Origin of the sequence: Microbaculum marinum (assembly GCF_037855135.1) — a bacterium.
Classification (GTDB): domain Bacteria; phylum Pseudomonadota; class Alphaproteobacteria; order Rhizobiales; family Tepidamorphaceae; genus Microbaculum; species Microbaculum marinum.
The window spans coordinates 106003-130412 of the sequence record NZ_JAZHOF010000001.1; the positions used below are offsets into that span (position 1 = coordinate 106003).

Annotated in this window: 25 protein-coding genes; 23 read left to right on the top strand and 2 right to left on the bottom strand. The window is 70.0% G+C overall.

The features are described 5' to 3' along the window. Positions 1-62: 62 nt before the first annotated feature. The 11 genes from V3328_RS00495 to dhaK all read left to right on the top strand — a co-directional run bounded on the left by V3328_RS00495 (position 63) and on the right by dhaK (position 9070). A complete protein-coding gene (locus V3328_RS00495) occupies positions 63-1028 on the top strand; it encodes a carbohydrate ABC transporter permease (RefSeq protein ID WP_340327674.1) in 966 nt (321 codons plus the stop codon). Continuing rightward, the gene (locus V3328_RS00500) at positions 1025-1987 is read left to right on the top strand and encodes a carbohydrate ABC transporter permease (RefSeq protein ID WP_340327675.1); all 963 of its coding nucleotides are present in this window, start codon (positions 1025-1027) and stop codon (positions 1985-1987) included. The genes V3328_RS00495 and V3328_RS00500 overlap by 4 nt, the downstream gene beginning before the upstream one ends. A 322-nt stretch (positions 1988-2309) precedes the next feature. Continuing rightward, positions 2310-2492 carry a hypothetical protein gene (locus tag V3328_RS00505; protein ID WP_340328247.1) on the top strand — a complete coding sequence of 61 codons (183 nt, stop codon included), beginning with the start codon at positions 2310-2312 and terminating at the stop codon, positions 2490-2492. 3 nt (positions 2493-2495) lie between these two features. After that, positions 2496-3593, top strand: coding sequence for an ABC transporter ATP-binding protein (locus V3328_RS00510; RefSeq protein WP_340327676.1), 1098 nt, complete (start codon positions 2496-2498; stop codon positions 3591-3593). After that, entirely contained in the window at positions 3586-4605 is a 1020-nt protein-coding gene (locus tag V3328_RS00515) for an ABC transporter ATP-binding protein (protein WP_340327677.1), read from the top strand. Before V3328_RS00510 ends, V3328_RS00515 begins: the two co-directional genes overlap by 8 nt. A 4-nt stretch (positions 4606-4609) precedes the next feature. Continuing rightward, positions 4610-5245, top strand: coding sequence for a dihydroxyacetone kinase subunit DhaL (dhaL, locus tag V3328_RS00520; protein WP_378759439.1), 636 nt, complete (start codon positions 4610-4612; stop codon positions 5243-5245). Continuing rightward, on the top strand, positions 5242-5634 hold the full coding sequence (gene dhaM / locus V3328_RS00525; protein ID WP_340327678.1) for a dihydroxyacetone kinase phosphoryl donor subunit DhaM: 393 nt from the start codon (positions 5242-5244) through the stop codon (positions 5632-5634). Before dhaL ends, dhaM begins: the two co-directional genes overlap by 4 nt. 16 nt (positions 5635-5650) lie before the next feature. Continuing rightward, the gene (locus V3328_RS00530) at positions 5651-5950 is read left to right on the top strand and encodes an HPr family phosphocarrier protein (protein ID WP_340327679.1); all 300 of its coding nucleotides are present in this window, start codon (positions 5651-5653) and stop codon (positions 5948-5950) included. Beyond that, positions 5947-7617 carry a phosphoenolpyruvate--protein phosphotransferase gene (locus V3328_RS00535; RefSeq protein ID WP_340327680.1) on the top strand — a complete coding sequence of 557 codons (1671 nt, stop codon included), beginning with the start codon at positions 5947-5949 and terminating at the stop codon, positions 7615-7617. The genes V3328_RS00530 and V3328_RS00535 overlap by 4 nt, the downstream gene beginning before the upstream one ends. Next, a complete protein-coding gene (locus V3328_RS00540; RefSeq protein WP_340327681.1) occupies positions 7614-8036 on the top strand; it encodes a ferritin family protein in 423 nt (140 codons plus the stop codon). Before V3328_RS00535 ends, V3328_RS00540 begins: the two co-directional genes overlap by 4 nt. 44 nt (positions 8037-8080) lie before the next feature. Next, positions 8081-9070, top strand: coding sequence for a dihydroxyacetone kinase subunit DhaK (dhaK, locus tag V3328_RS00545; protein ID WP_340327682.1), 990 nt, complete (start codon positions 8081-8083; stop codon positions 9068-9070). A 24-nt stretch (positions 9071-9094) separates the two neighbouring features. On the opposite strand, the gene V3328_RS00550 is transcribed toward dhaK, so the two are convergent. Beyond that, on the bottom strand, positions 9095-9793 hold the full coding sequence (locus tag V3328_RS00550; protein WP_340327683.1) for a GntR family transcriptional regulator: 699 nt from the start codon (positions 9791-9793) through the stop codon (positions 9095-9097). Between the two features lie 214 nt (positions 9794-10007). Between V3328_RS00550 and V3328_RS00555 the strand changes: the two genes are divergently transcribed. From V3328_RS00555 to V3328_RS00595, 9 genes are all read left to right on the top strand, one after another. Then, complete coding sequence (locus tag V3328_RS00555) at positions 10008-10787, top strand: SDR family oxidoreductase (protein WP_340327684.1); 780 nt, start codon at positions 10008-10010, stop codon at positions 10785-10787. Beyond that, on the top strand, positions 10787-11827 hold the full coding sequence (locus tag V3328_RS00560) for a 5-methyltetrahydropteroyltriglutamate--homocysteine methyltransferase (RefSeq protein ID WP_340327685.1): 1041 nt from the start codon (positions 10787-10789) through the stop codon (positions 11825-11827). The genes V3328_RS00555 and V3328_RS00560 overlap by 1 nt, the downstream gene beginning before the upstream one ends. Before the next feature lie 32 nt (positions 11828-11859). After that, positions 11860-12870 (top strand): VOC family protein, encoded by a 1011-nt coding sequence (locus tag V3328_RS00565; RefSeq protein WP_340327686.1) that lies wholly within the window; start codon positions 11860-11862, stop codon positions 12868-12870. 142 nt (positions 12871-13012) lie between these two features. Continuing rightward, the gene (locus V3328_RS00570) at positions 13013-14146 is read left to right on the top strand and encodes a cobalamin-independent methionine synthase II family protein (protein WP_340327687.1); all 1134 of its coding nucleotides are present in this window, start codon (positions 13013-13015) and stop codon (positions 14144-14146) included. A gap of 47 nt (positions 14147-14193) precedes the next feature. Continuing rightward, positions 14194-14955: an ABC transporter ATP-binding protein gene (locus V3328_RS00575; RefSeq protein ID WP_340327688.1), complete on the top strand. Its 762-nt coding sequence runs from the start codon at positions 14194-14196 to the stop codon at positions 14953-14955. Then, positions 14952-15665: an ABC transporter ATP-binding protein gene (locus V3328_RS00580; RefSeq protein WP_340327689.1), complete on the top strand. Its 714-nt coding sequence runs from the start codon at positions 14952-14954 to the stop codon at positions 15663-15665. The genes V3328_RS00575 and V3328_RS00580 overlap by 4 nt, the downstream gene beginning before the upstream one ends. A 1-nt stretch (position 15666) precedes the next feature. After that, the gene (locus tag V3328_RS00585; protein WP_340327690.1) at positions 15667-16536 is read left to right on the top strand and encodes a branched-chain amino acid ABC transporter permease; all 870 of its coding nucleotides are present in this window, start codon (positions 15667-15669) and stop codon (positions 16534-16536) included. 10 nt (positions 16537-16546) lie between these two features. Beyond that, positions 16547-17563, top strand: coding sequence for a branched-chain amino acid ABC transporter permease (locus tag V3328_RS00590; protein WP_340327691.1), 1017 nt, complete (start codon positions 16547-16549; stop codon positions 17561-17563). 30 nt (positions 17564-17593) lie between these two features. Further along, positions 17594-18799, top strand: a complete 1206-nt coding sequence (locus tag V3328_RS00595) for an ABC transporter substrate-binding protein (RefSeq protein ID WP_340327692.1) — start codon at positions 17594-17596, stop codon at positions 18797-18799. Positions 18800-19563: 764 nt separating this feature from the next. On the opposite strand, the gene V3328_RS00600 is transcribed toward V3328_RS00595, so the two are convergent. After that, positions 19564-20175, bottom strand: a complete 612-nt coding sequence (locus V3328_RS00600; protein WP_340327693.1) for a TetR/AcrR family transcriptional regulator — start codon at positions 20173-20175, stop codon at positions 19564-19566. 234 nt (positions 20176-20409) lie between these two features. On the opposite strand from V3328_RS00600, the gene V3328_RS00605 reads away from it, so the two are divergent. Genes V3328_RS00605 through V3328_RS00615 form a run of 3 tightly spaced genes read left to right on the top strand, consistent with a single transcriptional unit; the run spans position 20410 to position 24219 of the window. After that, positions 20410-20907 carry a (2Fe-2S)-binding protein gene (locus V3328_RS00605; RefSeq protein WP_340327694.1) on the top strand — a complete coding sequence of 166 codons (498 nt, stop codon included), beginning with the start codon at positions 20410-20412 and terminating at the stop codon, positions 20905-20907. Then, the gene (locus V3328_RS00610) at positions 20904-21962 is read left to right on the top strand and encodes an FAD binding domain-containing protein (RefSeq protein WP_340327695.1); all 1059 of its coding nucleotides are present in this window, start codon (positions 20904-20906) and stop codon (positions 21960-21962) included. Before V3328_RS00605 ends, V3328_RS00610 begins: the two co-directional genes overlap by 4 nt. Then, entirely contained in the window at positions 21955-24219 is a 2265-nt protein-coding gene (locus tag V3328_RS00615) for a xanthine dehydrogenase family protein molybdopterin-binding subunit (RefSeq protein ID WP_340327696.1), read from the top strand. Before V3328_RS00610 ends, V3328_RS00615 begins: the two co-directional genes overlap by 8 nt. The last annotated feature ends 191 nt before the right edge of the window (positions 24220-24410 follow it).

The window sequence follows — 24410 nt, forward strand, 5'->3', positions numbered from 1 at the left end:
CCGGCAGGCCCCTCGACCGCACGACACGGATCACCGTTCCGGAGAGTATCTGAAGGTTGCAGATGGCCGAGACCACCTCATCGATCGACCGGATTGCACGAGGCGCCGCCCGCGCCACCCCGTCGGCCGTGTCGCGCCGGGTGCGCGGCCTGTCGGACCGGGCGATCGCCTGGCTGTTCATCGCGCCGACGATCGTGCTGCTGCTGGCGATCAACATCTTCCCGCTGATGTGGACGATCTGGCTGTCGTTCACGAACTACAAGGCGAACCGCCTGACGCGGCCGCCGGAGTTCATCGGGCTGGAAAACTACCAGCGCGTGCTGACCGACTACGACATCTGGCAGACCCTGCAGGTCACCGCCCGGTTCCTGTGCTGGACGATGGCGATCCAGGTGGTGCTCGGCTTCGGGCTCGCCTGGCTGATCAACAAGCAGTTCAGGGGACACGGCTTCTGGACGACCGTCATCCTCCTGCCGATGATGCTGTCGCCGGCCGTGGTCGGCAACTTCTGGACCTTCCTCTACCAGCCGCAGATCGGGCTGTTCAACTACGCGATCTCGTTCTTCACCGGCATCCCGCCCTCGTCGTTCCAGATGATCGGCGACGTCAACCTGGCGCCCTGGGCGATCGTCATCGTCGATACCTGGATGTGGACGCCGTACATCATGCTGATCGTGCTGGCCGGCCTGCGCTCGATCCCCGACTACCTGTACGAGGCGGCCGAGGTGGACCGGGCGAGCCCGTGGCGGCAGTTCTGGTCGATCACCGTGCCGATGGTGCTGCCGTTCCTGATGCTGGCGGTGCTGTTCCGGGCGATCGAGAACTTCAAGATGTTCGACCTGGTGGTCGAGCTCACCTCCGGCGGGCCGGGCTCCGTCACCGAGCTCGCCTCGATCAACCTCAAGCGCGAAGCCTTCGAGAAGTGGCGCACCGGCTATTCGTCGGCGTTCGCGATCATCCTGTTCGTGACGGTGTTCGGGGCGGCCAACATCTACGTGAAGGCGCTCAACACGGTGAAGCAGCGATGAGCACCGCCACTGCACATACCGGCGCCCACTCCGTCGTCGAGCCGTCGCGCTGGATCAAGCTGCTCTCGGGCGGCGTCGTGATCCTGTATGCGCTGATCACCATCCTGCCGCTGGTCTGGATCTTCATGACCGGCTTCAAGACGCCGCCGGATTCGATCTCCTATCCGCCCAAGATCGTCTTCGAACCGTCGCTGGAGGGCTACGTCAACCTGTTCACCACGCGGACCCGGCAGACGCCGGAATACATGCAGCAGCTGCCACCGCCCGAGACCTGGTGGGACGAGCTGGTGCGCTCCCGCGACATGGTGATCGCCGGACCGTCGCGCTTCGGCGAGCGGTTCATGAACTCGGTCATCATCGGCTTCGGCTCGACCTTCCTGTCGGTGTTCCTGGGCACGCTGGCGGCCTACGCCTTCTCGCGCTTCAAGGTGCCGCTGAAGGACGACCTGATGTTCTTCATCCTGTCGACCCGGATGATGCCGCCGATCGCCGTCGCGATCCCGATCTTCCTGATGTACCGGATGGTCGGCCTGAGCGACACGCATCTGGGCATGATCCTGCTCTACACCGCGGTCAACGTGTCGCTGGCGGTGTGGCTCCTGAAGGGCTTCATCGACGAGATCCCGCGCGAATACGAGGAGGCGGCGCTGATCGACGGCTACACGCGGCTGCAGGCCTTCATCAAGGTGGTGCTGCCGCAGATGGCGACCGGCATCGCGGCGACCGCGATCTTTTGCCTGATCTTCTCGTGGAACGAATACGCCTTCGCGCTGCTGCTGACCTCGGGCACGGCACAGACGGCGCCGCCGTTCATCCCGACCATCATCGGCGAGGGCGGCCTCGACTGGCCGGCGGTGGCGGCCGGGGCGACGCTGTTCCTGATCCCGATCGTGGTGTTCACCATCGTGCTGCGCAAGCACCTGCTGCGCGGCATCACCTTCGGGGCGGTGCGCAAATGAGCGCGACCCTCCAGCCTTCGTTGGCGCCGGGCGTCCGGGCGGATGGCCTGCGGGCCCCTGCCGGGTCCGCCCCCTCCCCCCTTGCGGGGGAGGGTCGGGGAAGGGGCGCGCTGCCGCAGGCGGCGCGTGTTGCCGCAGCCGTGCCCGTGTACGGCGGCTTCGTGGTGTGTTGCGGCCGCCGCACGCTCCGCTCGCTGGCGCTCGCTGCGCGCCCCACCCCCGACCCCTCCCCACGAGGGGGAGGGGGGCTCGCGGAGGCTATGGCATGAGCGCGACGGACCGGAACCGGGCTGAAGGGACGGCGGTGCCGGCGAAGGAGGGCATGCTGTCGCGCTTCCTGCGGCTGCGGCGCGGGCCGTGGGAGAACCTGGCGACGCTGATCATCTTCATCGGCGTGGTGATGCTGATGCAGCCGTTCCTGCTGGCGCTCTACACCTATTCCTTCGTCACCATCCTGACCGGCACGGTGATGTTCATCATCGTCAGCCACTTCCCGGAGACGTAGGCGATGGCCGAGATCCGCATCGAGCACCTGCGCAAGCAGTTCGACGATTTCGTCGCCGTCGAGGATTCGTCGCTGACGGTGGAGAACGGCGAGTTCTTCGTCATGCTGGGGCCGTCGGGCTGCGGCAAGACGACGACGCTCAGGATGATCGCCGGCCTCGAGCTGCCGACCTCCGGCCGCATCCTGCTGGACGGCGACGACGTGACGTTCCTGAGGGCGAGCGAGCGCGACATCGCCTTCGTGTTCCAGCTGTTCGCGCTGTATCCGCACATGAACGTGCGCCGGAACATCGGCTTCCCGCTGTCCTGCCAGGGGGTGCCCAGATCGGACGTCAGGCGCCGCGTCGAGGAGACGGCGCGGCTGCTGCGCATCGACCACCTGCTCGACCGGCCGGTGTCGGGACTGGCCGGCGGCGACCGGCAGCGCGTCGCGCTGGGACGCGCCATCGTGCGGCGGCCGAAGGCGTTCCTGATGGACGAGCCGCTCGGTACGCTGGACGCGGAGTTCCGCGAGCTGATGTGCCAGGAGCTGCGGCAGCTCCACAACCGGATCGGCGCCACCACCGTCTACGTGACGCACGACCAGCTCGAGGCGATGGCGATGGCCGACAAGATCGCGGTGATGAACCACGGCGTCATCGAGCAGTACGGCCCGCCGCAGGAGATCTACGACCGGCCGGCGAGCATGTACGTCGCCGACTTCATCGGCTCGCCGCCGATGAACTTCCTGCCGTTCCGCGGGTCCCTGCGGCGCGGCACCCGCCAGGTGAGGCTGAACGGCGCGACGATCGACGTGCCGGAGATCCGCGAGGAGGGGGCCGAGGGGGATCTCGTCCTCGGCGTGCGACCGGAGCACATCCGCTTCGACGAGTCGTCGAAGATCCGCGGCAAGGTGGTCGACGCGGAATATCTCGGCACCACCCAGATCGTGACCGTCACGACCGGCCACGGCACGATCAAGGCGCGGATCGGCGCGGACCGCCCGGCCGATCCCGGCGACACGGTCGGCCTGACCTTCGTGGCCTCGCGGCTGTCGCTGTTTGCCGGCGGGTCCGGCCGCGCCGTGCGCACCGAGCTGCACGACGGAGGTCGCAATGGCTGAGGTCGTCCTGAACGGCGTCACCAAGCGCTTCGGGGAGACGGTCGCCGTCGACGACATGAGCCTGACGGTGGCCGACGGCGAGTTCGTGGTGCTGCTCGGCCCGACCGGCGCCGGCAAGACGACGACGCTGCGCCTGGTGGCCGGGCTGGAGCGCGCCGATGCCGGGTCGGTCTCGATCGGCGGCGCCGACGTCACCGGCACGGAGCCGGCGGCCCGCGACGTCACCTTCGTGTTCCAGCAGTACTCGCTCTATCCGCACCTGAGCGCCTACGACAACCTGGCCTTTCCGCTGCGCTCGCCGGCCCGCCGGCAGCCGGAGGCGGCGATCCGGGCCCGCGTCGAGGAGGTCGCCGCGATGCTGCGGATCTCCTCGAAGCTGAACAACAAGGCGACGCGCCTGTCCGGCGGCGAGATGCAGCGCGTGGCGATCGGCCGGGCGCTGGTGCGCAATCCGCAGGTCTACCTGATGGACGAACCGCTGTCGTCGCTCGACGCCAAGCTGCGCGGCGACATGCGGCTGGAGCTGAAGCGCATCAAGAAGGATGTCGGCGCGACCATCCTCTACGTCACTCACGACCAGGTCGAGGCGATGACGATGGGCGACCGGATCGGCGTGATCCGCGACGGCCGGCTGGTGCAGATCGGCACGCCGCGGCAGATCTACACCGATCCCGACGACCTCTACGTCGCGACCCGGCTCGGCCAGCCGGCGATCAACGTGCTGCCGCAGGGCGTGCTGCCGGACGGCGGCGCGCCGGCCGGCGCCGCCACCGTCGGGCTGCGCACCGAGCACCTGCGCATCCGGCGCGCCGCCAACGGCGAGGCGCGCGGGCAGGTCGACTGGATCGAGCATCTCGGCGACCAGAGCCACCTGCACATCTCGCTGGACGGCCGCCGGATCACCACGCTCGCCGAGCCCGACTCGGGGCTCGACGTCGGCGACAAGGTCAGCATCGAGGTGACGGAGCCGCTCTACTTCGCCGCCGACGGAACACGGATAAGGGGAGCGTGAGGCGATGACGGAGACCGACACCATGGCCATGACCGATGTCGGCGAGGCCGCCATCACCGCCCTGGCGACGGCGATGGCCGAGGCGATGTTCGCCCATGCCGGGGAACTGACGGACCTCGACCAGGCGATCGGCGACGGCGATCACGGCCTCAACATGAAGCGCGGCTTCGAGGCGGTGATGGCGGAACTGCCGGCGATCGCGGCCAAGCCGCTGCCCGAGGCGCTGAAGGCGGCCGGCATGCAGCTGGTCATGAAGGTCGGCGGCGCCTCCGGGCCGCTCTACGGCACCCTGTTCATGACGCTGGGCAAGGAGATCGGCCCGGCACCGGATCGCCAAGAGCTTGCCGCCGCCCTCGCCGCCGCGATCGCCGCGGTGAAGGCGCGCGGCAAGTCCGACACCGGCCAGAAGACGATGCTCGACGTGCTCGCGCCGGTGCAGGCGGCGCTTGCCGCGGGGGCGTCGATCGGCGAGATCCGCGCCGTCGCGGGCGAGGCCGCCGACGCGACCGTGCCGATGCGGGCGACCAAGGGCCGCGCCTCTTTCCTCGGGGAGAGGTCGATCGGTCACATGGACCCGGGCGCGCGTTCGAGCCAATTGCTGGTGGAGGCCGTGTGCGGCGTGCTCGGAGGCGGTCGATGAACTCGCGCGTCGGGATCGTCATCGTCTCGCATTCGCCCGACGTGGCGCGCGGCACCGCCGACATGGTGCGCCAGATGGTCGGCAACGAGGTGCCGCTGGGCTGGTGCGGCGGCAATCCGGACGGGGGGCTCGGGACGAGCGTGGAAAAGATACTCGGCGCCATCGACGCCGCCTGGTCCGACGCCGGCGTGGCGATCCTCGTCGATCTCGGCGGCGCGGAGACAAATTCGGAAATGGCCATCGAGATGTTGCCGGAAGAGCGACAGGCCAAGGCGGTCCTGATCAATGCCCCGATCGTCGAGGGCGCGATCATGGCGGCGACGGAATCCTGGGGAGGAGGCAGTCTCGACGAGGTCCGGCTCACCGCCGAAGAACTCGCACCCCGATAAAGAGGTTGAAGACCCCATGAGCACCCCGCCGACTCTCCCGGCGACCGCATCGGTCCTTCTCGCCCACGAGGTCGGGCTCCACGCCCGCCCCTCGGTGAAGCTGACCAAGCTGGCCAAGACATTCTCGTCGCGCATCGAGTTCGCCTCCGATGCGGACGGCCCGTGGATCGACGCCAAGAGCATCGTCAAGGTGATGGCGGTCAAGGTTCCCAAGGACACGGTGGTGCATTTCCGCGCCGCCGGCGCCGACGCCGACGCAGCGGTGGCGGCGCTGGTGCAGCTCGTCGAGGCGGACTTCGAGGACGCGACCGTATGAGCGTCGAGGCGCGATCCCCGGAGCCGCCGACCTACCAGGGCCGACCCGCCTCGCCGGGCGTGACCTTCGGTCCGGTCGTGGTCGAGCGCGCGGCGACGGGTTCGGGCCGCGGAGCCGGCGATCCGGCAGGCGAGCGGGCGGCGCTGGAAACGGCGCTGGCCGGCGCGGCGGCGGCGCTGGCCGGCCTCGTCGCGGGGAGTTCGGCCGATGCCGCCGAGATCCTGGAGTTCCAGCTGGCGCTGGTCGAGGACGAGGCGCTGAGCGCGCCGGCCTTCGAGGCGATCGATGCAGGCCAGCCGGCCGAGGCCGCCTGGAGGCAGGCGCTGGACGCCCAGATCGCCGACTACCGGGCGGCCGAGGAAGAGTATTTCCGGGCCCGCGCGGCGGACCTCGTCGACCTTCGCGACCGGGTGGCGGGACTGCTCGGCGGCCAGACCGTGGCGGGCGTCGAGCTGCCGGACGGCGCCGTCTACCTGGCCGACGACATCGCCCCGTCGCGTTTCCTGTCGACGGACTGGCGCGGACGCGGCATCGCCTTGCAGGCGGGCAGCCCGACGAGCCATGTCGCGATGCTCGCTCGCGCGCGCGGCATTCCGATGATCGTCGGCCTGGGGACGGTGTCGGTGGACGAGGGGGACCTCGTCCTGCTCGATGCCGACAGCGGCCGTCTCGTCGTCGCCGCCGAGCCGGCCGACCAGTTGCGCTTCGCCGCCGAATTCGCCATCCACCGGCGCCGCGCCCCGGCGACTCTCGAGACCGCGACCGGCCCCGCCCTGACGGCCGACGGCGAGCGGGTGGCAATCCTGATCAACGTCGCCGATCCGAGCGAACTGTCCGACGTGCCCGTGGCGATCTGCGACGGCATCGGCCTTGCCCGCACCGAACTGATGTTTAATGCGCCCGGGGCCGCCGGCATCGGCACCAGCGGGGGCACCGGCACCGGCGGGGGCGCCGGCCTGGCGGACGAGGAAACGCAGCTTTCAGCCTACCGCCGCCTGCTCGCCTGGGCCGACGGCCGGCCGGTCACGGTGCGCACGCTGGATGCCGGCGGCGACAAGCCGATCGCCGGCTATACCGTGCCCAACGAGGCCAACAGCTTCCTGGGAATGCGGGGCGTGCGGCTGTCGCTGAAGCATCCGGACATCTTCCGCGTCCAGATCCGCGCCCTGTTGCGGGCGGCCGCCGAGGGCGAGATCCGGGTGATGGTGCCGATGGTGTCCGTGCCGTCGGAAATGCGGCAGGTTCGCGAGATGGTCGCAGCGGCCGCAGGCGAGCTCGCGGCGGAAGGCCTTGCCCACAAGGTGCCGCCGGTCGGCATGATGGTCGAGGTGCCCGCCGCCGCGCTGGTGCTCGAGGCCTTCGACACCGACTTCGTGTCGATCGGCTCCAACGACCTGACGCAATACGTCATGGCGGCGAGCCGCGACAGCGCCGACCTGCACGACCTCGCCGACCCCGCCGATCCGGCGGTGCTGGCGCTGATCGCAACGATCGTCGACAAGGCCGGCAGGCGGGCCGTCCCCGTGTCGATCTGCGGCGACGCCGGTGGCGACCCGGCGATCGTGCCGGCGCTGCTCGATGCCGGCCTCAGAACGCTGTCGGTCGCCCCCGCGGCGGTCGGCAGGGTCAGGCGGGCGGTGAACGACTACCGGAGCGCGGCGGCATGAACCGGCACCAAGGGGGCAAACCCGAGCCGGTCGAGGGGATCGTCGAGTACAAGAGCCTGCTGCGCGACGTCATCGACCGGCGTCCGTCCGGCACACGGCGCCGGCTTGCCGAGGCGATCGGCAAGAACCCGAGCTTCGTCAGCCAGATCACCAATCCGGCCTACCCGACGCCGATCCCCGCCGGGGACGTCGAGGCGATCCTCGAACTCTGCCACTTCTCGCCGGAGGAGCGGACGCGGTTCCTGGAGGCCTATGCCAACGCCCATCCGCGCCGCGTCGGGGGGCGGCGCAGCCGGCCCGCCGTGAGGTCGCTGACCCTGAAGGTGCCCGACCTGGGGGCGGTCGGCCGCAACGTGGAATTCGACCGCGCCGTGCAGGATTTCGTCACGCGCCTGGGGCGGCTGATGGACGATACCTGAACCGCAGAACCCAAGCCACGCGGGCTATTGCCGGGAGGAGGAACATGAAGAAGCTCATCAACGGCGTCGACACGGTCCTGAGCGAGAGCCTGGACGGCTTCTGCGCCGCCCATGCCGACATCGTGACGCTCGGCGAGGAGCGCAAGTTCGTGCGCCGCGCGACCCTGACGCCGGGCAAGGTGGCGCTGGTCTCCGGCGGCGGCTCGGGCCACGAACCGCTGCACGCGGGATTCGTCGGCCACGGCATGCTGGACGCCGCCTGTCCGGGCCAGGTGTTCACCTCGCCGACGCCCGACCAGATGCTCGCCGCGGCCGCCGCCGTCGAGCAGGGCGGGGGCGTGCTGTTTATCGTCAAGAACTACGAAGGCGACGTCATGAACTTCGAGATGGCGGCCGAAATGGCATCCGGCGAGGTGATGACGGTGGTCACCAACGACGACGTGGCGGTGGAGAACTCCGACTTCTCGACCGGCCGGCGCGGCGTCGCCGGCACGCTGATCGTCGAGAAGGTGGTGGGCGCCGCGGCCGAGGCCGGCGCCGACCTCGCCGCCTGCAAGGCGCTCGGCGACCGGGTCAATGCCCGCACCCGCTCGATGGGGATCGCGCTGACCTCCTGCACGGTGCCGGCCGCCGGCAAGCCGACCTTCACGCTGGCCGAGGACGAGATGGAGATGGGCGTCGGCATTCACGGCGAGCCGGGCCGCCGCCGGGTCAAGCTGATGCCGGCGGCCGGCATCGCCGCCGAACTGATCGAGGCGATCGCCGGCGACCTCGGCGCCGAGGCCCGGGGCGACGCCATCCTGCTGGTCAACGGCTTCGGCGGCACGCCGGCGATGGAGCTTTACGTGATGTACGAGAACGCCCGCGCCGAGCTCGAGAAGCGCGGCGTCCGCATCGCCCGCTCGCTGGTCGGCACCTACGTCACGTCGCTGGAAATGGCCGGCTGCTCGCTCACCGTGACGATGCTCGACGAGGAGATCGCCCGCCACTGGGACGCTCCCGTGCACACCGCCGCGCTGCGCTGGAAGATGTAGCGGCGGCCCGCCGCCTGCACCGCGCTAACCCATCTGCCTGAGCGCCTCGCGGCCGAGCTCGGTCGTACGCCAGTAATGCTCGGTCAGCAGCCGCACCGCCAGGTCGGCGTCGCGTGAGATCGCCGCGTCGGCGATCGCCTTGTGCTCGTCGGCGGCGTTGCGGGTGCGGCCGTGCCGGCGGGAGACGTGGCGATAGCGCTCGGCGACGTCGAACAGGTCGTCGCAGAACTTGGTCAGCCGGGACGAGCCGCTGGCGCGCACCAGCGCATGATGGAAGGCCATGTGCGCGGCCGACCACTCGCGGGTGCGGTAGGCGGCGTCGTCCTTGACGAGGCGCGGCAGGTGCGTCAGCCGATGGCAGGCGAGGAGGACGTCCTCCTCCCATTCGGCGTCGCCGTTGGCGATCGACTTGCGCAGCCCGATCTCGTTGAGCCAGCAGCGCGTCGTGGTGACGTCGACCAGGTCCTCCTCGGTCAGCGGCGCGACCGTGAAGCCGTGCTGGTCCCACTGCTTGACGAGGCCTTCCGCGGTCAGCCGGTTGAGGGCCTCGCGGACCGGACTGATCCCGACGTTCAGGCGGTCGCACAGCGAGCGGATCTTGAGGCGCGCGCCGGGCGCGATCTCGCCGGCGATGATCTCGTGCCTGAGGGTGGCGAATGTCGACGTGGCCAGCGTTCCCTTCGGGCGAAGCGCGCCTTCCGACTTCGTATCAAGCGTCGACACCGCGGTGACCGTCCGTTGTTGTTCCGGCCTTGCGTCCGCCACGGCGTCGGCGGCCGGAGTCCGGTGCCTGCTGCGCAGTCCCGGAGCCTTGCGACGAACGCCATTCTGTTCGATATTTTTGCACTTTTCAACAAATGATCGATTTTCTTGACCATGCTCTTCGAGGCGCGTAACGTTCCCAAAACGAACAACGACGTAGAGGGCAGGCGGCACCATGGACCTGGGAATTGCCGGAAAGACCGCGATCGTCTGCGCGTCGACCCAGGGTCTCGGCCGGGCATGCGCCGAGGCGCTGCTGGCCGAAGGCGTCGACGTCACCATCAACGGCCGGCACGAGGACAGGACGCGCGACGTCGCCGCCGAGCTCGCGGGCCTCGCCGGCCGGGACGTCGGCTGGGTTGCCGCCGACATCACGACGAGGGACGGCCGCGAGCGGCTGATCGCCGCGTGCGAGTCGCCCGACATCCTCATCACCAACAATGCCGGGCCGACGCCGGGCGCCTTCCAGGAACTCGACGAGGAGGACTGGCTGGCGGCGCTCAACACGCACATGCTGGCGCCGCTGGCGCTGGTCAGGGCGGTGCTGCCGGGCATGCGCAGCCGCAAGTTCGGACGCATCGTCACCATCACCTCGGCGATGGTGACCCGGCCCAACGCCGGCATGGAGATCTCGACGGGACCGCGCACCGGCCTGACGGCGGTGCTGAAGGCGGTCTCGCGCGACGCGGTGCGCGACAACGTCACCATCAACAACATGCTGCCGGAGCGCATCGACACGCCGCGCCAGATCCAGATGGCCCACCGCATCGCCAAGCGCGAAGGCGTCGACTACGACGAGGCGCGCCGCATCCAGGCGCAGATGGTGGCGGCCGGGCGGCTCGGGCTGCCGGAGGAATTCGGCGCAGCCTGCGCGTTCCTGTGCAGCGTCCAGGCCGCCTTCATCGCGGGCCAGAACCTGCGGCTCGACGGCGGCTCGTATCCGGGGCTGGTGTGATGGCGATGGAGATCAACGACCTGCTGCCCACCACCGTGGTGGGAAGCTATCCGCAGCCGGAATGGCTCGTCGACCACGGCGTCATGGCCGACAACACGGTGCCGCGCATCCGGCTGGCGGAGATGTGGCGCATCCCGGAGCCGCACCTGGCGGAGGCGCAGGACGACGCCACCGTCGTGGCGATCGAGGAGATGGAGCGCGCCGGCATCGACATCATCACCGACGGCGAGATCCGGCGCGAGAGCTATTCCAACTTCTTCGGCACCGCGCTCGACGGCGTCGACATCGACAACCCGTTCATCATGACCAACCGCAAGGGCATGCAGATCCCGGTGCCGCGGATCGTCGGCGAGATCCGCCGCCGCGCCCCGGTCGAGGCCGGCAACCTCGCCTTCCTGAAGAGGCACGCGACCCGCAGGGTCAAGGTCACGCTGCCCGGCCCGTTCACCCTCAGCCAGCAGTCCAAGGACGAGCACTACGGCGATCCGGAGGCCGTGGCGCTGGCCTTCGCGGCGGCGGTCAACGAGGAGGCGCGGCAGCTCGACGCGATGGGCGTCGACGTCATCCAGCTCGACGAGCCGTGGGTCCGCAACGATCCCGACGCGGCGAAGCGCTACGCGGTCAGGTCGATCGACCGGGCGCTGGAGGGGCTCTCCTGCCAGACCGCCATCCATGTCTGCTTCGGCTACGCCCGCGGCGCCCGGCCGAAGCCCAGCAGCTACGATTTCCTGGCGCAGCTCGCCGACTGCCGCGCCGGCCAGATCTCGGTCGAGGCGGCGCAGCCGAATATCGACCTGGCGATTCTCGAGAGCCTGCCGGGGAAGGACATCATCCTCGGCGTGCTCGACCTCAGCACCCCGGAGGCCGAGACGCCGGACCTCGTCGCGCAGCGGATCCGCGAGGGGCTGGAGCACGTGGCGGCGGAGCGGCTGATCCCGGCGCCGGACTGCGGCATGAAGTACCTGTCGCGGCGGCTCGCCTTCGAGAAGCTGCGGGCGCTCAGCGAGGGCGCGGCCATCGTGCGGCGGTCGCTGCAATGAGCGGCCGCACCCAGAGCCGGCGGAGGTGAGGAATGCCGATACCCGACCCCGTCCACTATCCGCCGTTCAACATCACCCGCGCCGGCCACGTCCGGGTGACGGTGCGCGACCTCGACGCGGCCCGCGACTTCTACACCTCGGTCTACGGGCTGATCGTCAGCGACGAGGCGGACGGAGCGCTGTACCTGCGCGGCGTCGAGGAGGTCTGCCACCACAGCCTGGTGCTGACGGCGGCCGGGGACGGGCCGCTCTGCGAGCGCATCGGCCTGCGGGTGCAGACCGAAGAGGAGCTGGACAAGGCGCATGACTGGTTCTGCGGGGAAGGGCTCGGCCCGGCCTGGGTCGAGCAGCCCTGGCAGGGACGGACCCTGCACGTCACCGACCCGTGCGGCGTGCCGCTGGAGCTGTGCGCCTCGATGACGGCGGTGCCGCGGCTCGGTTCGGCGGTCGACCGGCATCGCGGCGGCGTGGCGCTGCGCTTCGACCACTTCCAGATTCTGGTGCCGGACGCCCAGGCGGCCTGCGACTTCTACACCCGGCTCGGGTTCCGGGTCAGCGACTATGTCGAGACGCCGGACGGCGCGCTGGTGGCGGCCTTCATGTACCGCAAGGACATCCCCTGGGACCTGGTGTTCTTCGCGGCGAAGGGGCCGCGCATGCACCACTTCGCCTACATCACGCCGAACGCCGTCGACATGTTCCGCGCCTGCGACATCGCCGGCATCCGCGGCTATGGCGAGGCCGTCGAGCGGGGCCCGGGCCGCCACTCGATGGGCCATGTCCAGTACGTCTATTTCCGCGACCCGGACGGCCACCGGTCCGAGCTGGTGCTCGACGCGCCGCACCACATGACGGACCTGGAGAACGAACCGGTGCAGTGGACCCCGGCGAGCATCGGCGAGAAGGCCTGGGGCCTGCCGGCGCAGCGCGCCTGGTTCCTCGAGGCGAGCCGGTTCCCCGGCGTCGAGCCGGTCGAGACGTCGGTCGCCCGCGGCGCGCTGACGCTTGAGGACTACCTGAGCGCCCGCACGGTGGTCGCCTGAGCGGCGGCAGGCGGCGGGAACGACGGCCAAGACGCCATCCGCCCGCCGGGCCGGATGGACGCGAACTGGGAGGACCGGCGATGCGCGGTGCGTGTCAGGCCACGGGCGTCGGCGGTCGACAATCTGGAAACCGGAGTATCGCATGACGCAGGTGTATCGCGCCGACCATTGTGGAAGCCTCATCCGTCCCGAGAAGCTGAGGCGGGCGCGGGCCGACTTCGCGCACGGCAGGATCGACCGCGACCGGCTGAGGGAGGTCGAGGACGAGTCCATCCTGGAGGCGTTCGAGCTGCAGCGCAGCGCCGGCGTCGACATCTATTCCGACGGCGAGTTCCGGCGCGGCTTCTGGCTCTCGGCGATCTCCGAGGAGTTCTTCGAGGGGATGGAGAACGAGGGCATCGACTACATCCGCTATCCCTTCCTGAAGGGCCGCGACATCGCCGATGCCGCCCTGCTGGTGCCGCCGAACCCGGTCGTCAAGGGCAGGCTGCGGCTGAAGAAGCGGATCACCGCCGACGAGGTCGCCTTCCTCAAGGCCAATGCGCCGGGGCCCTACAAGATCACCGTGCCGAGCCCGGTGACGCTGTCGCGCGCCTCCTACGTCGAAGGCATCAGCGAGCGCGCCTACCCGACCTGGAGCGACTTCTTCCAGCACTATACCGACCTGACCGCCGAGGAAGTCTCGGCGATCGCCGACGACGGCGTCCCCTACATCCAGCTCGACGCGCCGCACTACACCCGCTTCATCGTGCCCGAGCGGCGCCAGCAGCTGACCGACCTCGGCATCGACCTGGAGGAGGAGCTGGCGACCGCCATCGACGCGGAGAACCGCTGCCTGCGCGCCGCCCGCAAGAACGGCGCCACGGTCGGCGTCCACATCTGCCTCGGCACCTTCATCCTCGGGCCGCAGGGGCCGCTCGGCGGCGCCGGCGCCTACGACGAGGAGGTCGTCGGCCGGCTGCTGAGCGAACTGGAGGCGGACGTCTTCCTGATGGAATATTCCGACCGGGCCGGCTCGCTGGAGACGCTGCGCAACGCGCCGAAGGGCAAGACCGTCTCGCTCGGCATCCAGAACACCCGCGACCCGCGGGTCGAGACCACCGAGGAGATCCAGCGCAAGATCGAGACGGCCGCCAGGTACGTGCCGCTCGAGAACCTGAGCCTGTGCCCGAACTGCGGCTTTTCGGGCGGCGCGGCGGAAACCTGGCTGACGGAGGACGTCGAGAAGCGGAAGCTCGAGGTGCTGGCGGAAACGGCGCACCGGGTCTGGAACTAGCCCGATGCGCTGGCTGGCGGCCCGGCGGCAGCATCACCGAGGATTGCATGCTGACGGTCGATGACGTCTCGGTACGGTTCGGCGGCGTGGTGGCGCTCGACGGTGTCTCGTTCGCCGTCGAGCCCGGCATCATCTGCGGCCTGATCGGACCCAACGGCGCCGGCAAGACCACGCTGTTCAACTGCCTGACGCGGCTCTACGAGGTGTCGTCGGGCACGATCACCTTCGACGGGGTGTCGCTGCTCGACCTGCCGCGCCACCGCATCGTCTCCTGCGGCATCGCCCGGACCTTCCAGAACCTGGCGCTGTTCAGCACCATGACGGTGCTCGAGAACGTCATGATGGGCGCCCACAGCCGGCTCGGCTCGAGCTTCCTCGACACAGCGCTCCGGCTGCCCTCGATGCGGCGCGAGGAGGAGGAAGCACTGGCGGTGGCGCGACGTCTGCTCGGCGACTTCGGGCTCGATGCCGAGGCCGACACGCCGGTCTCCGAACTGACCTTCGCGACGCGCAAGAAGGTCGAGTTGGCGCGCGCGCTGGCCAGCGAGCCGAAGCTGCTGCTGCTCGACGAGCCGGCCGGCGGACTCAACCATGCCGCCGTGGAGGACCTCGCCGACACCCTGCGCCAGCTGCGCGACCGGCACCACATCACCGTGCTGCTGGTCGAGCACCACATGAACCTGGTCATGATGGTGTCCGACCGCGTCGTCGCGCTCGACTTCGGCAGGAAGATCGCCGACGGCACGCCCGGCGAGGTGCAGCGCAACGCCAAGGTGATCGAAGCCTATCTCGGCGAGGCGCCGGCATGACGGACCTGCTCAGGCTGAAGGGCGTCGAGGCCTCCTACCGCGACCACCAGGTGCTGTTCGGCATCGACCTGGCGATCGCGCCGTCCAGCTCGGTGGCGCTGCTGGGGGCGAACGGCGCCGGCAAGACCACCACGCTGCGGGCGATCTGCGGCATGGTGCGCACCAGGGGCGAGATCACCTTCGAGGACGAGCGCATCGACGGCCGCCGCACCGACCAGGTGGCGCGGCTCGGCATCGGCCACGTGCCGGACGGCCGCGGCACCTTCCTGAACATGACGGTCGAGGAGAACCTGCAGCTCGGCGGCTACCTGCGGCGCCGGAGCGGGGCGATGGCCCAGCGCATGGAGCAGATCTTCACCCACTTCCCGCGGCTCAAGGAGCGCCGCAACCAGCAGGCCGGCACGCTGTCGGGGGGCGAGCAGCAGATGCTGGCGATCTCGCGGGCGCTGATGCTCGATCCGAAGCTGCTGCTGCTCGACGAGCCGTCGTTCGGGCTGGCGCCGCTGATCGTCAAGGAGATCTTCTCGATCCTGCGCGCCATCAACGAGACCAACCGGACCGCGCTTCTGATCGTCGAGCAGAACGCCAAGCTGGCGCTGGACATCGCCGAGCACGCCTATCTCATCGAAACCGGATCCATCGTCATGCACGGCCCCTCCGAGAAGCTGAAGGGCGAGGAGTCGATCCGGAAGGCCTATCTCGGATACTGACATGTACGAGCTGTTCCACCAGATCCTGACCGGACTCTCGCAAGGCGGCATCTATGGCGGCCTGGCGCTCGGCCTGGTCATGGTCTACCGCACCACCCATCACGTGAACTTCGCCCAGGGCGAGTTCGCGATGTTCTCGACCTTCCTGGCGCTGACCCTGATCCAGGCCGGCTTCTCGTACTGGTCGGCCTTCTTCCTGACCATCGCCATCTCCTTCGCCGGCGGGATGGCGGTCGAGCGGATCGTCATCCGTCCGTTCCACCAGGCCTCGGCGCTGACGCTGGTCTGCGTGTTCATGGGTCTGCTGATGGTCACCAACGCGACGGCCGGCTGGCTGTTCGGATACACCATGCAGCCGTTTCCGAGCCCGTTCTCCGACGCCTTCGCGCTCGGCGGCTTCATCCCCGCCCACGAGGCCGGCACGATCCTGCTCGTCGCATTGATGCTGCTGCTGATCTACCTGTTCTTCCGCTTCACCTGGCTCGGCCTTGCCATGCGGGCGACGGCGGAGAACGGCGAGTCGAGCGCGCTCGTCGGCATCAATGTCGGCGCCATGCTGGCGCTCGGCTGGGGGCTTGCGACGGGCATCGGCGCGGTCGCCGGGATGATGGCGGCGCCGATCGTCTTCGTCGATCCCAACATGATGAGCGGCGTGCTGGTCTATGCCTTCGCCGCGGCCCTGCTCGGCGGCATCGACAATCCGTGGGGCGCGGCGATCAGCGGGTTCATCGTCGGCGTCGTCGAGAACATCGCCGGCGCCTACCTGGTGGGCACCGAGCTGAAGCTGACGCTGGCGCTGGCGATCATCGTCGGCGTGCTGCTGATCCGGCCCAGGGGCATCTGGGGCCGCAGCTTCGTGACGCGGGTGTGACGCGATGTCGATGACGATCGTACCCGCCGCCGCCCGCAGCGTGCCGCTGAGACCCGCCACGCGCCGGTGGCTGCTCGCCGCCGTGCTGGTGGTGGCGCTGCTGCTGCCGTTCGTGCTGAGCGACTTCCGCACCTTCCAGCTCACCCTGATCCTGGCCTACGCGATCGCCCTGTTCGGCCTGAACCTGCTGATGGGGTTCAACGGCCAGATTTCGGTCGGGCACGGCGCCTTCTTCGCGGTGGGAGGCTACACGGCGGCCATCCTCATGATGATCTACGGGGTGCCGTACTGGGCGACGGTGCCGATCGCCGCGGCAGTCGCCTTTCTCGTCGGCTTCCTGTTCGGCATCCCGGCGCTGCGGCTCGAGGGCATCTACCTGGCGATGGCGACGTTCTCGCTCGGCGTCACCGTTCCGCAGCTGCTGCGCGTGCGCGCCTTCGAGCCGTGGACCGGCGGCGTGCTCGGCATCGTCATGGACAAGCCCGAGGTCCCCTTCGGGCTGCCGATCAACCAGGACCAGTGGCTCTACTACTTCGTGCTGGCGTTCACCTGCCTGCTGTTCGCGCTGGGCTACAACCTGACCAGGGGCCGGATCGGCCGGGCGATCGTGGCGATCCGCGACCAGCCGCTGGCGGCAGCGTCGATGGGGGTCAACATCGCGCTGTACAAGTCGGCCACCTTCGGCATCAGCGCCGGCTTCACGGGCCTCGCCGGGGCGCTGGCGACCATCACGGTCGCATATGTCTCGCCGGATTCGTTTCCGATCCTGCTGTCGATCAGCCTGCTCGTCGGCGTTGTGGTCGGCGGTCTCGGCTCCGCGGCGGGAATGTTCTTCGGCGCCGCCTTCATCGTGCTGGTCCCGAACATGGCGGGAAGCGTGTCGAAGGCGCTGCCATGGGCGATCTACGGCCTCGGCGTGATCGTCATCATGTACGTCGCCCCGCTGGGGGTCGGCGGTCTGGCGCAGCAGGTGATGGCCCGGCTGCGCCGGCCGGCCTCCGGCCATGGCGGCGGCAAGGAGCAGTAACGTCACCAAAACAAACGGGAGGACAGCATCATGCTGCACATACTGAAGAAACTGACGCCGGCACTGGCGCTCGCGGCCCTCGTCGCCAGCCAGGGTCCGGCGGGCGCGCAGGCGCCCGGCGTCTCCGACACCGAGATCAAGATCGGCCAGACCATGGCCTACAGCGGCCCGGCGTCGTCCTACGGCGTGATCGGCAAGGCCGAGGCCGCCTATTTCGACATGGTCAACGACAACGGCGGCATCAACGGCCGCAAGATCAACCTGATCAGCCTGGACGACGGCTACAGCCCGCCGAAGACGGTGGAGCTGACCCGGCAGCTCGTCGAGCAGGACGGCGTCGCCTTCATCTTCCAGAGCCTCGGCACGCCGCCCAGCACCGCCGTCCAGAAGTACCTCAACCAGAAGGGCGTGCCGCAGCTGTTCATCGCGTCGGGCGCGGGCAAGTGGAACAATCCCGAGGAGTTCCCGTGGTCGACCGGATGGCAACCGACCTATCCGACCGAATCGGCGGTGTTCGGCAAGCACATCCTGCAGACCAACCCGGATGCGAAGGTCGCCGTCCTCTATCAGAACGACGATCTTGGCCGCGACTACCGCAAGGGCCTGGTCGATGCCTTCGGCGACCGCTTCGAGGACATCGTCGTCGGCGAGGCGACCTTCGAGGCGAGCGATCCGACGGTCGACTCGCAGATCGTCAGCCTGCAGGCGAGCGGCGCCGACACGCTGGTGCTCGCCGGCCTGCCGCGGCCGGTCGCCCAGGCGATCCGCAAGGCCTACGACATCGGCTGGAAGCCGACGCTCTACCTGCCGTCGGGATCGAGCTCCGTCTCCTCCGTCCTGACTCCGGCCGGCCTCGACAAGTCGGTGGGCGCGGTCACCGTCGGCTTCCTCAAGGACCCGACCGACGCGCAGTGGGCCGACGACGAGGAGTACAAGGCCTATGCCGAGTGGATGGACAAGTACTATCCCGACGGCGACAAGGCGGAGTTCCTCAACGCCTTCGGCTACGCCGCGGCCGCGACGCTGGTGAAGGTGCTGGAAATGGCGGGCGACGACCTGTCGCGCGAGAACATCATGAAGCAGGTGGAAAGTCTCGACGACGTTGCCGTCCCGATGCTGCTGCCCGGCGTCACCGTCAGCGTCAGCCCGGAGAACCATAGCCCGATCCGCAAGATGCGCACGATGCGCTTCAACGGCGAGAAGTGGGAGATCTTCGGCGACCTGATCGAGGGCTGAGCCGCACCATCGACCGGCCCGGCCGGATCCGGGCCGGGTCGCCTCCCAAGCACCGCCGCGCGGCGGATTCGCCCCGCCGCGTAGCCCTCCCCGGCCGCCCTGTAGCCTGGATGGAGCGCAAGCGTAATCCGGGGCCGCTTTATAGCTAAGAGCCTCCCGCCGCTTCGCGCCCGCCCTCGTGGTTCGAGACAGCCGCTGACGCGGCTTCCTCACCATGAGGGCTTCGAGGGGCCAGACCTGCGGCAGCCGTACGCGGCCGTCCCCGGATCAAGCCCCGGAGTCAACTGCGGCGTGGCGTGTCCGAGCCGCAGGTCAAACCCTTCCTTCGTCATCCCGGCCGGAGCGCAGCGCAGAGCCGGGATCGGAGAGCCCCCGCCTCTCCGTGGCTCTCCGATCCCGGATAATCGCGTCCGCGATTTCCGGGATGACGGTGGACAACGAAGGGGGCGGCCCTACCTCCGCGGCTTCGCCCCATCGGCGCAAAGCCCCCTTGCACCGACGACGTCCCGGACCTGATCCGAGACCCAGCGCAAAACCAGGCGAAGCCGCCGTGCCTCGCTCCGCGGAGCCCGGATGGAGCGCAAGCGTAATCCGCGCCGCCTTCCGACGGCCTCTCGCCGCGCCCGCCCTCGTGGTTCGAGACAGCCGCTGACGCGGCTTCCTCACCATGAGGGCTTGGAAGGGCCGGACCTGCGGCAGCCGCACGCGGGTCCCCGATCCGGTCTCCGGCGTCGACTGCGTCGTCGAAGGAAGCCGCCGCTCCTTCAGCGCGTGCGCAGTCCGTCGACGAAGATGTCGATCAGCCGCAGCACCTTGGCCTGCCAGTCGGGCTTGCCGTACATCTGGTAGCACATGCCCACCAGCGTCAGCAGCAGGTCGTCCGGAGCGACGTCGGCGCGGATCTCGCCGGCCGCGACCGCCCGGTCGAGCAGCGAGCCGACCGAGGCCGTCAGCCTTTCGGCCGTGTAGGCATGCAGCTCCGAGGAGCCCTGCGCGGCGAGCGCCAGGGCGACCAGCATGCCCTTCTTCGTCGCAACCAGCCGGACGCTCGCGTGCAGCCAGCGGCGCAGGCCGTCGACGGGCGCCGCCTCGCTCCCCAGCTTCAGCGACAGGTCGTGGAGCTGATCCACCTCGTGGCGGTAGACCGCCTCGAACAGGTCCTCGCGCGTCGGAAAGTGCCGGTAGAGCGTGCCGATGCCGACACCGGCCGTTCGGGCCACGGCCTCGAGGCTCGCGTCGGGACCGCCGGCGCTGAACACCTCGGCGGCGGCGTCGAGCAGGCGCAGCCGGTTGCGCTGCGCATCGGCGCGCGGCTTTCGCGCCCGGCTACCCGTAGTCCTGGTTCCTGGGCCGGAGTCCTGCGGCTTATCTGCCATTCTGTTCCTGCCTGCCTCCCGCCTCCCGAAAAACGGAGGCTCCCTCCTCTTGCAAAGCGGAGGCACCCTCCGTATAATACATCACATGGCGCCCGGGCACAGTCGCCCCGGTGCCGGGCCGGGTGGCCAACCGTTTACCCCCGAATGGCCGCAGGTGCGACCCAGCACTCCCTCATGGCCTCCCGGCCGCCCCGAACTCTACATCAGCAACCCGTGCCTGACTGGAGTCCCCCGATGACATTCTCCATCAGCCTCGCCATCAATGGCGAGCAACGAACGGTCGAACTCGACGATCCGCGCGTCACCCTGCTCGACCTGCTGCGCGAGCGCCTCGAGCTTACCGGAACCAAGAAGGGCTGCGACCGCGGCCAGTGCGGCGCCTGCACCGTCCTGCTCGACGGCCGCCGCGTCAATGCCTGCCTGGCGCTGGCGGTCAGCTGCGACGGCGGCGAGGTCGTCACCATCGAAGGCCTGGCCGACGGCGACGAGCTGCACCCGGTGCAGGCCGCCTTCATCGACCACGACGGCTTCCAGTGCGGCTTCTGCACGCCCGGCCAGGTGATGAGCGCGGTCGGCCTGATCGCCGAAGGCGAGGCCGGCGCCGACCCCGAGCGCATCCGCGAGGGCATGAGCGGCAACCTGTGCCGCTGCGCCGCCTACAAGGGCATCACCGAAGCGGTGCTGGACGCCCGGGAGAGGATGGCCGGACGCAGCGAAAGGAGCGCGGCATGAAACGCTTCGACTACGTGAAACCCGCCAGCGTTCCCGAGGCGGTCGCCGCCGCCGCCGAGCCAGGCTCGGCCTATCTCGCCGCCGGAACCAACCTCGTCGACCTGATGAAGGGCGGCGCGATGCGGCCCGACCGGCTCGTCGACGTCAGCCGCCTGCCCGGCCTCGACGCAATAGAGCGGCTTGCCGACGGCGGCGTGCGGATCGGCGCGCTGGTGCGCAACGCGACGCTGGCCCGGGATCCGGGCTTCGCGCGCGACTTTCCGGCGGTGGCCGAGGCACTGCTGTCGGGCGCGTCGGCGCAGCTGCGCAACGCCGCCACCGTCGGCGGCAACCTGATGCAGCGCACCCGCTGCCCCTACTTCCACGACACCGCCAGCGCCTGCAACCGCCGCGACCCGGGCGCCGGCTGCGATGCGCTCGGCGGCGAGAACCGGCTGCACGCGGTGCTCGGCTGGAGCGAGGCCTGCATCGCCACGCACCCGTCCGACTTCTGCGTGCCGCTGGTGGCGCTCGGCGCGGTCGTCGAGATCGAGGGCAGGGCGGGCCGGCGCGAGATCGAGCTTCAGGACCTGCACCTGCTGCCGGGCGACACGCCGGAGCGCGAGACCGCGCTCGAGCCGGGCGACCTGATCGTCGCCGTGCGGCTGCCGGCGGAGGCGAGGGCCTATGCCGGCCACGCCCGCTACCTGAAGCTGCGCGAGCGCACCTCCTTCGCCTTCGCGGTGGTGTCGGCGGCAGCCGCGCTCGACATGGACGGCGGCACGGTCCGCAGCGCGCGCATCGCGCTCGGCGGCGTCGCCGCCAAGCCGTGGCGGGCCCCCGAGGCCGAACACCTGCTGGCCGGCGCCGACGCCGGGGAGGACGCCTTCCGGCGCGCCGCCGACGCGGCGCTCGCCGAGGCCAGGCCATCCGGCGACAACGCCTTCAAGATCGAACTCGCCAGACGGATCGTGGCGCGGGCCCTGACGCTGGCGGCAGCCGGTACGCCCGAACGCGTCGCCGCGCTGCCCGGCTCCCCCTTCTCCTCCAACGCCGGAGACCCGCAACATGCTTGAGGTAACCAGCCTGCCGGCCGCGCCGCACATGCGCTACGGCTCCAATTCCGGCCAGGCGCTCACCCGCCGCGACGGCGTCCTGAAGGTGACCGGACAGGCCCGCTACGCCGCCGACAACCATCCCGAGGGCCTGCTCCACGCGGTCACCGCGACGAGCACGATCTCGCGCGGCCGGGTCATCCGTCTCGACGTCGAGGCGGCGAAGGCCCATCCCGGCGTCGTCGAGGTGATCACGCCGGCCAGCCGGCCGCCGCTGATGGCCGATCCCGACTGGAAGGGCCATCTCTTCGCGTTCCGCACCGAGGCGCTCCAGAACGACCAGGTGCGCTACGCCAACCAGCCGATCGCCCTGGTCGTCGCCGAGACGCTGGAATCCGCCACCGAGGGCGCCGCGCTGCTGGCGCCGCAATACGAGACCGAGCCGGCCCGCACCGGCCTCGACCTCGAACGCTTCGCGCCGGAGGCGGTCGGCGTCGGATCGCCGCCCGGCGCAGCCGTCGGCGACGTCGAGGCGGCGCTCGGCGCCTCGGCGCGACGCATCGAGGCGAGCTTCGACACCGCGGCGCAGTACCACAACGCGATGGAGCCGCACGGCCTCGTCGCCGCCTGGGACGGCGACCGGCTGACCATCGACATGCCGAACCAGGCGCCCGTCATGGCCGGCGCGGCCTTCGCCCGGTATTTCGGCATTCCGCCGGAGAACGTGCTGATCCGCACGCCGTTCGTCGGCGGCGGCTTCGGCTCCAAGGCGATCCTGAACGGCCCGCAGATCCTCTGCATCCTGGCCGCCCGGATGCTGAACCGGCCGGTCAAGCTGGTGCTCAGCCGCGGCCAGATGTACGGGCCGGTCGGCCATCGCGGCCAGACCCGCCAGACGCTGCGGCTGGGCTTGGCCGACGACGGGCAGCTGACCGCGCTCGCACATCACGCGGTGGCGGCAACCAGCAGCTTCGACGAGTTCATCGAACCTGCCGCAGCCGTCTCCGAGCTGGTCTATGCCAGCCCGGCGATCTCGACGAGCCACGAGGCGGTGCGCAACGACATCGGCACGCCGGGGCCGATGCGGGCGCCGGGCGCCGCTTCCGGCTCGATCGCCCTCGAGGTCGCCATCGACGAGGCCGCCGAGGCCTGCGACATGGATCCGCTCGAGTTCCGCCTGAAGAACTACGCCGAGGCCGAGCCGATCTCCGGCAAGCCCTACTCCTCGAAGGCGCTGCGCGAATGCTACGCCGAGGCGGCCCGCAGCTTCGGCTGGTCGGGACGGCCGCTGGCGCCCCGGCAGATGCGCGACGAGGCCGGCCTGCTGGTCGGCTGGGGCATGGGCACCGCCGTGTTCCACTGTCCGATGTTCGCCGCCGAGGCCTGCGCCGTGCTGCGCAGCGACGGCACCGGCCTGGTCGAGACCTGCGGCATCGACATGGGTCAGGGCGCGTGGACGGCGCTCGCCCAGATCGCGGCGGACGGGCTCGGCCTCGACATCGACCAGGTCGAGTTCCGCTCCGGTTCCTCCGACCTGCCCGACGGCGGCATCGCCGGCGGCTCCGGCCACACCGCGACGGCTGGCATGGCGATCGACATGGCCGGAGCCGACGCCATCGCCCGGCTGGCCGACATTGCGACGGCCGACCCGGCTTCGCCGCTCTACGGCTCCGGCAATGCCGGCGTCGTCGCCCGCGAGGGGCGTCTCCACCGCCGCGACGACGAGACCCGCTCCGAGAGCTACGCCGATATCCTCGCCCGCGCCGGGGTGGCGCAGGTGGAGGGCACCGGCAGGGGCGGCCGCGACCCGGCGGCGGCGCAAGACCACGCACTGCAGGCGCACGGCGCCGTCTTCGCCGAGGTGAAGGTCGATCCCGACCTCGGCCAGGTCCGCGCCACCCGCCTGGTCGGCGCCTTCGCGGCCGGCCGGATCATCAACCCGCGGCTGGCGCTGAGCCAGCTGCACGGGGGCATGATCTGGGGCGTCTCCTTCGCCCTGCACGAGGCGGCGGTCGTCGACAGGCGCACGGGCCGGGTGATGAACGCCGATCTCGGCGAGTATCACCTGCCGGTCAACGCCGACGTGCCGTCGGTCGAGGCGCTGCTCGTCCCCGAGCAGGACCCCTACGTCAACGAACTCGGCATCAAGGGGGTGGGCGAGATCGGCATCACCGGCAGCGCCGGCGCGGTCGCCAACGCCGTGTGGCACGCGACGGGCATCCGAGTCCGCCGGTTCCCGGTGCGGATCGAGGATCTCATGATGTCCGCCGCAGCATAGCGGTCTGCACCACCCGCGGCGGAGGCCGGCACATGCGGCGGGCTGCGACAGCGGCCCGCCGCTTTCGGTTTCGGGCCGTGGACACCGTGTCCCGGGAGGTTTTGCGATCCGGCTGCTTGACATCGGAATGAATTGCCAGAACAATCGATGCAAACGATTGCATAAGCATCCCGAAGCAGGATGCACGCACT

Coding starts and splice junctions, on each gene's coding strand:
- V3328_RS00495 (WP_340327674.1), top strand. CDS start 63: ATGGCCGAGACCACCTCATCGATCGACCGGATTGCACGAGGCGCCGCC.
- V3328_RS00500 (WP_340327675.1), top strand. CDS start 1,025: ATGAGCACCGCCACTGCACATACCGGCGCCCACTCCGTCGTCGAGCCG.
- V3328_RS00505 (WP_340328247.1), top strand. CDS start 2,310: ATGCTGTCGCGCTTCCTGCGGCTGCGGCGCGGGCCGTGGGAGAACCTG.
- V3328_RS00510 (WP_340327676.1), top strand. CDS start 2,496: ATGGCCGAGATCCGCATCGAGCACCTGCGCAAGCAGTTCGACGATTTC.
- V3328_RS00515 (WP_340327677.1), top strand. CDS start 3,586: ATGGCTGAGGTCGTCCTGAACGGCGTCACCAAGCGCTTCGGGGAGACG.
- dhaL (WP_378759439.1), top strand. CDS start 4,610: ATGACGGAGACCGACACCATGGCCATGACCGATGTCGGCGAGGCCGCC.
- dhaM (WP_340327678.1), top strand. CDS start 5,242: ATGAACTCGCGCGTCGGGATCGTCATCGTCTCGCATTCGCCCGACGTG.
- V3328_RS00530 (WP_340327679.1), top strand. CDS start 5,651: ATGAGCACCCCGCCGACTCTCCCGGCGACCGCATCGGTCCTTCTCGCC.
- V3328_RS00535 (WP_340327680.1), top strand. CDS start 5,947: ATGAGCGTCGAGGCGCGATCCCCGGAGCCGCCGACCTACCAGGGCCGA.
- V3328_RS00540 (WP_340327681.1), top strand. CDS start 7,614: ATGAACCGGCACCAAGGGGGCAAACCCGAGCCGGTCGAGGGGATCGTC.
- dhaK (WP_340327682.1), top strand. CDS start 8,081: ATGAAGAAGCTCATCAACGGCGTCGACACGGTCCTGAGCGAGAGCCTG.
- V3328_RS00555 (WP_340327684.1), top strand. CDS start 10,008: ATGGACCTGGGAATTGCCGGAAAGACCGCGATCGTCTGCGCGTCGACC.
- V3328_RS00560 (WP_340327685.1), top strand. CDS start 10,787: ATGGCGATGGAGATCAACGACCTGCTGCCCACCACCGTGGTGGGAAGC.
- V3328_RS00565 (WP_340327686.1), top strand. CDS start 11,860: ATGCCGATACCCGACCCCGTCCACTATCCGCCGTTCAACATCACCCGC.
- V3328_RS00570 (WP_340327687.1), top strand. CDS start 13,013: ATGACGCAGGTGTATCGCGCCGACCATTGTGGAAGCCTCATCCGTCCC.
- V3328_RS00575 (WP_340327688.1), top strand. CDS start 14,194: ATGCTGACGGTCGATGACGTCTCGGTACGGTTCGGCGGCGTGGTGGCG.
- V3328_RS00580 (WP_340327689.1), top strand. CDS start 14,952: ATGACGGACCTGCTCAGGCTGAAGGGCGTCGAGGCCTCCTACCGCGAC.
- V3328_RS00585 (WP_340327690.1), top strand. CDS start 15,667: ATGTACGAGCTGTTCCACCAGATCCTGACCGGACTCTCGCAAGGCGGC.
- V3328_RS00590 (WP_340327691.1), top strand. CDS start 16,547: ATGACGATCGTACCCGCCGCCGCCCGCAGCGTGCCGCTGAGACCCGCC.
- V3328_RS00595 (WP_340327692.1), top strand. CDS start 17,594: ATGCTGCACATACTGAAGAAACTGACGCCGGCACTGGCGCTCGCGGCC.
- V3328_RS00600 (WP_340327693.1), bottom strand. CDS start 20,175: ATGGCAGATAAGCCGCAGGACTCCGGCCCAGGAACCAGGACTACGGGT.
- V3328_RS00605 (WP_340327694.1), top strand. CDS start 20,410: ATGACATTCTCCATCAGCCTCGCCATCAATGGCGAGCAACGAACGGTC.
- V3328_RS00610 (WP_340327695.1), top strand. CDS start 20,904: ATGAAACGCTTCGACTACGTGAAACCCGCCAGCGTTCCCGAGGCGGTC.
- V3328_RS00615 (WP_340327696.1), top strand. CDS start 21,955: ATGCTTGAGGTAACCAGCCTGCCGGCCGCGCCGCACATGCGCTACGGC.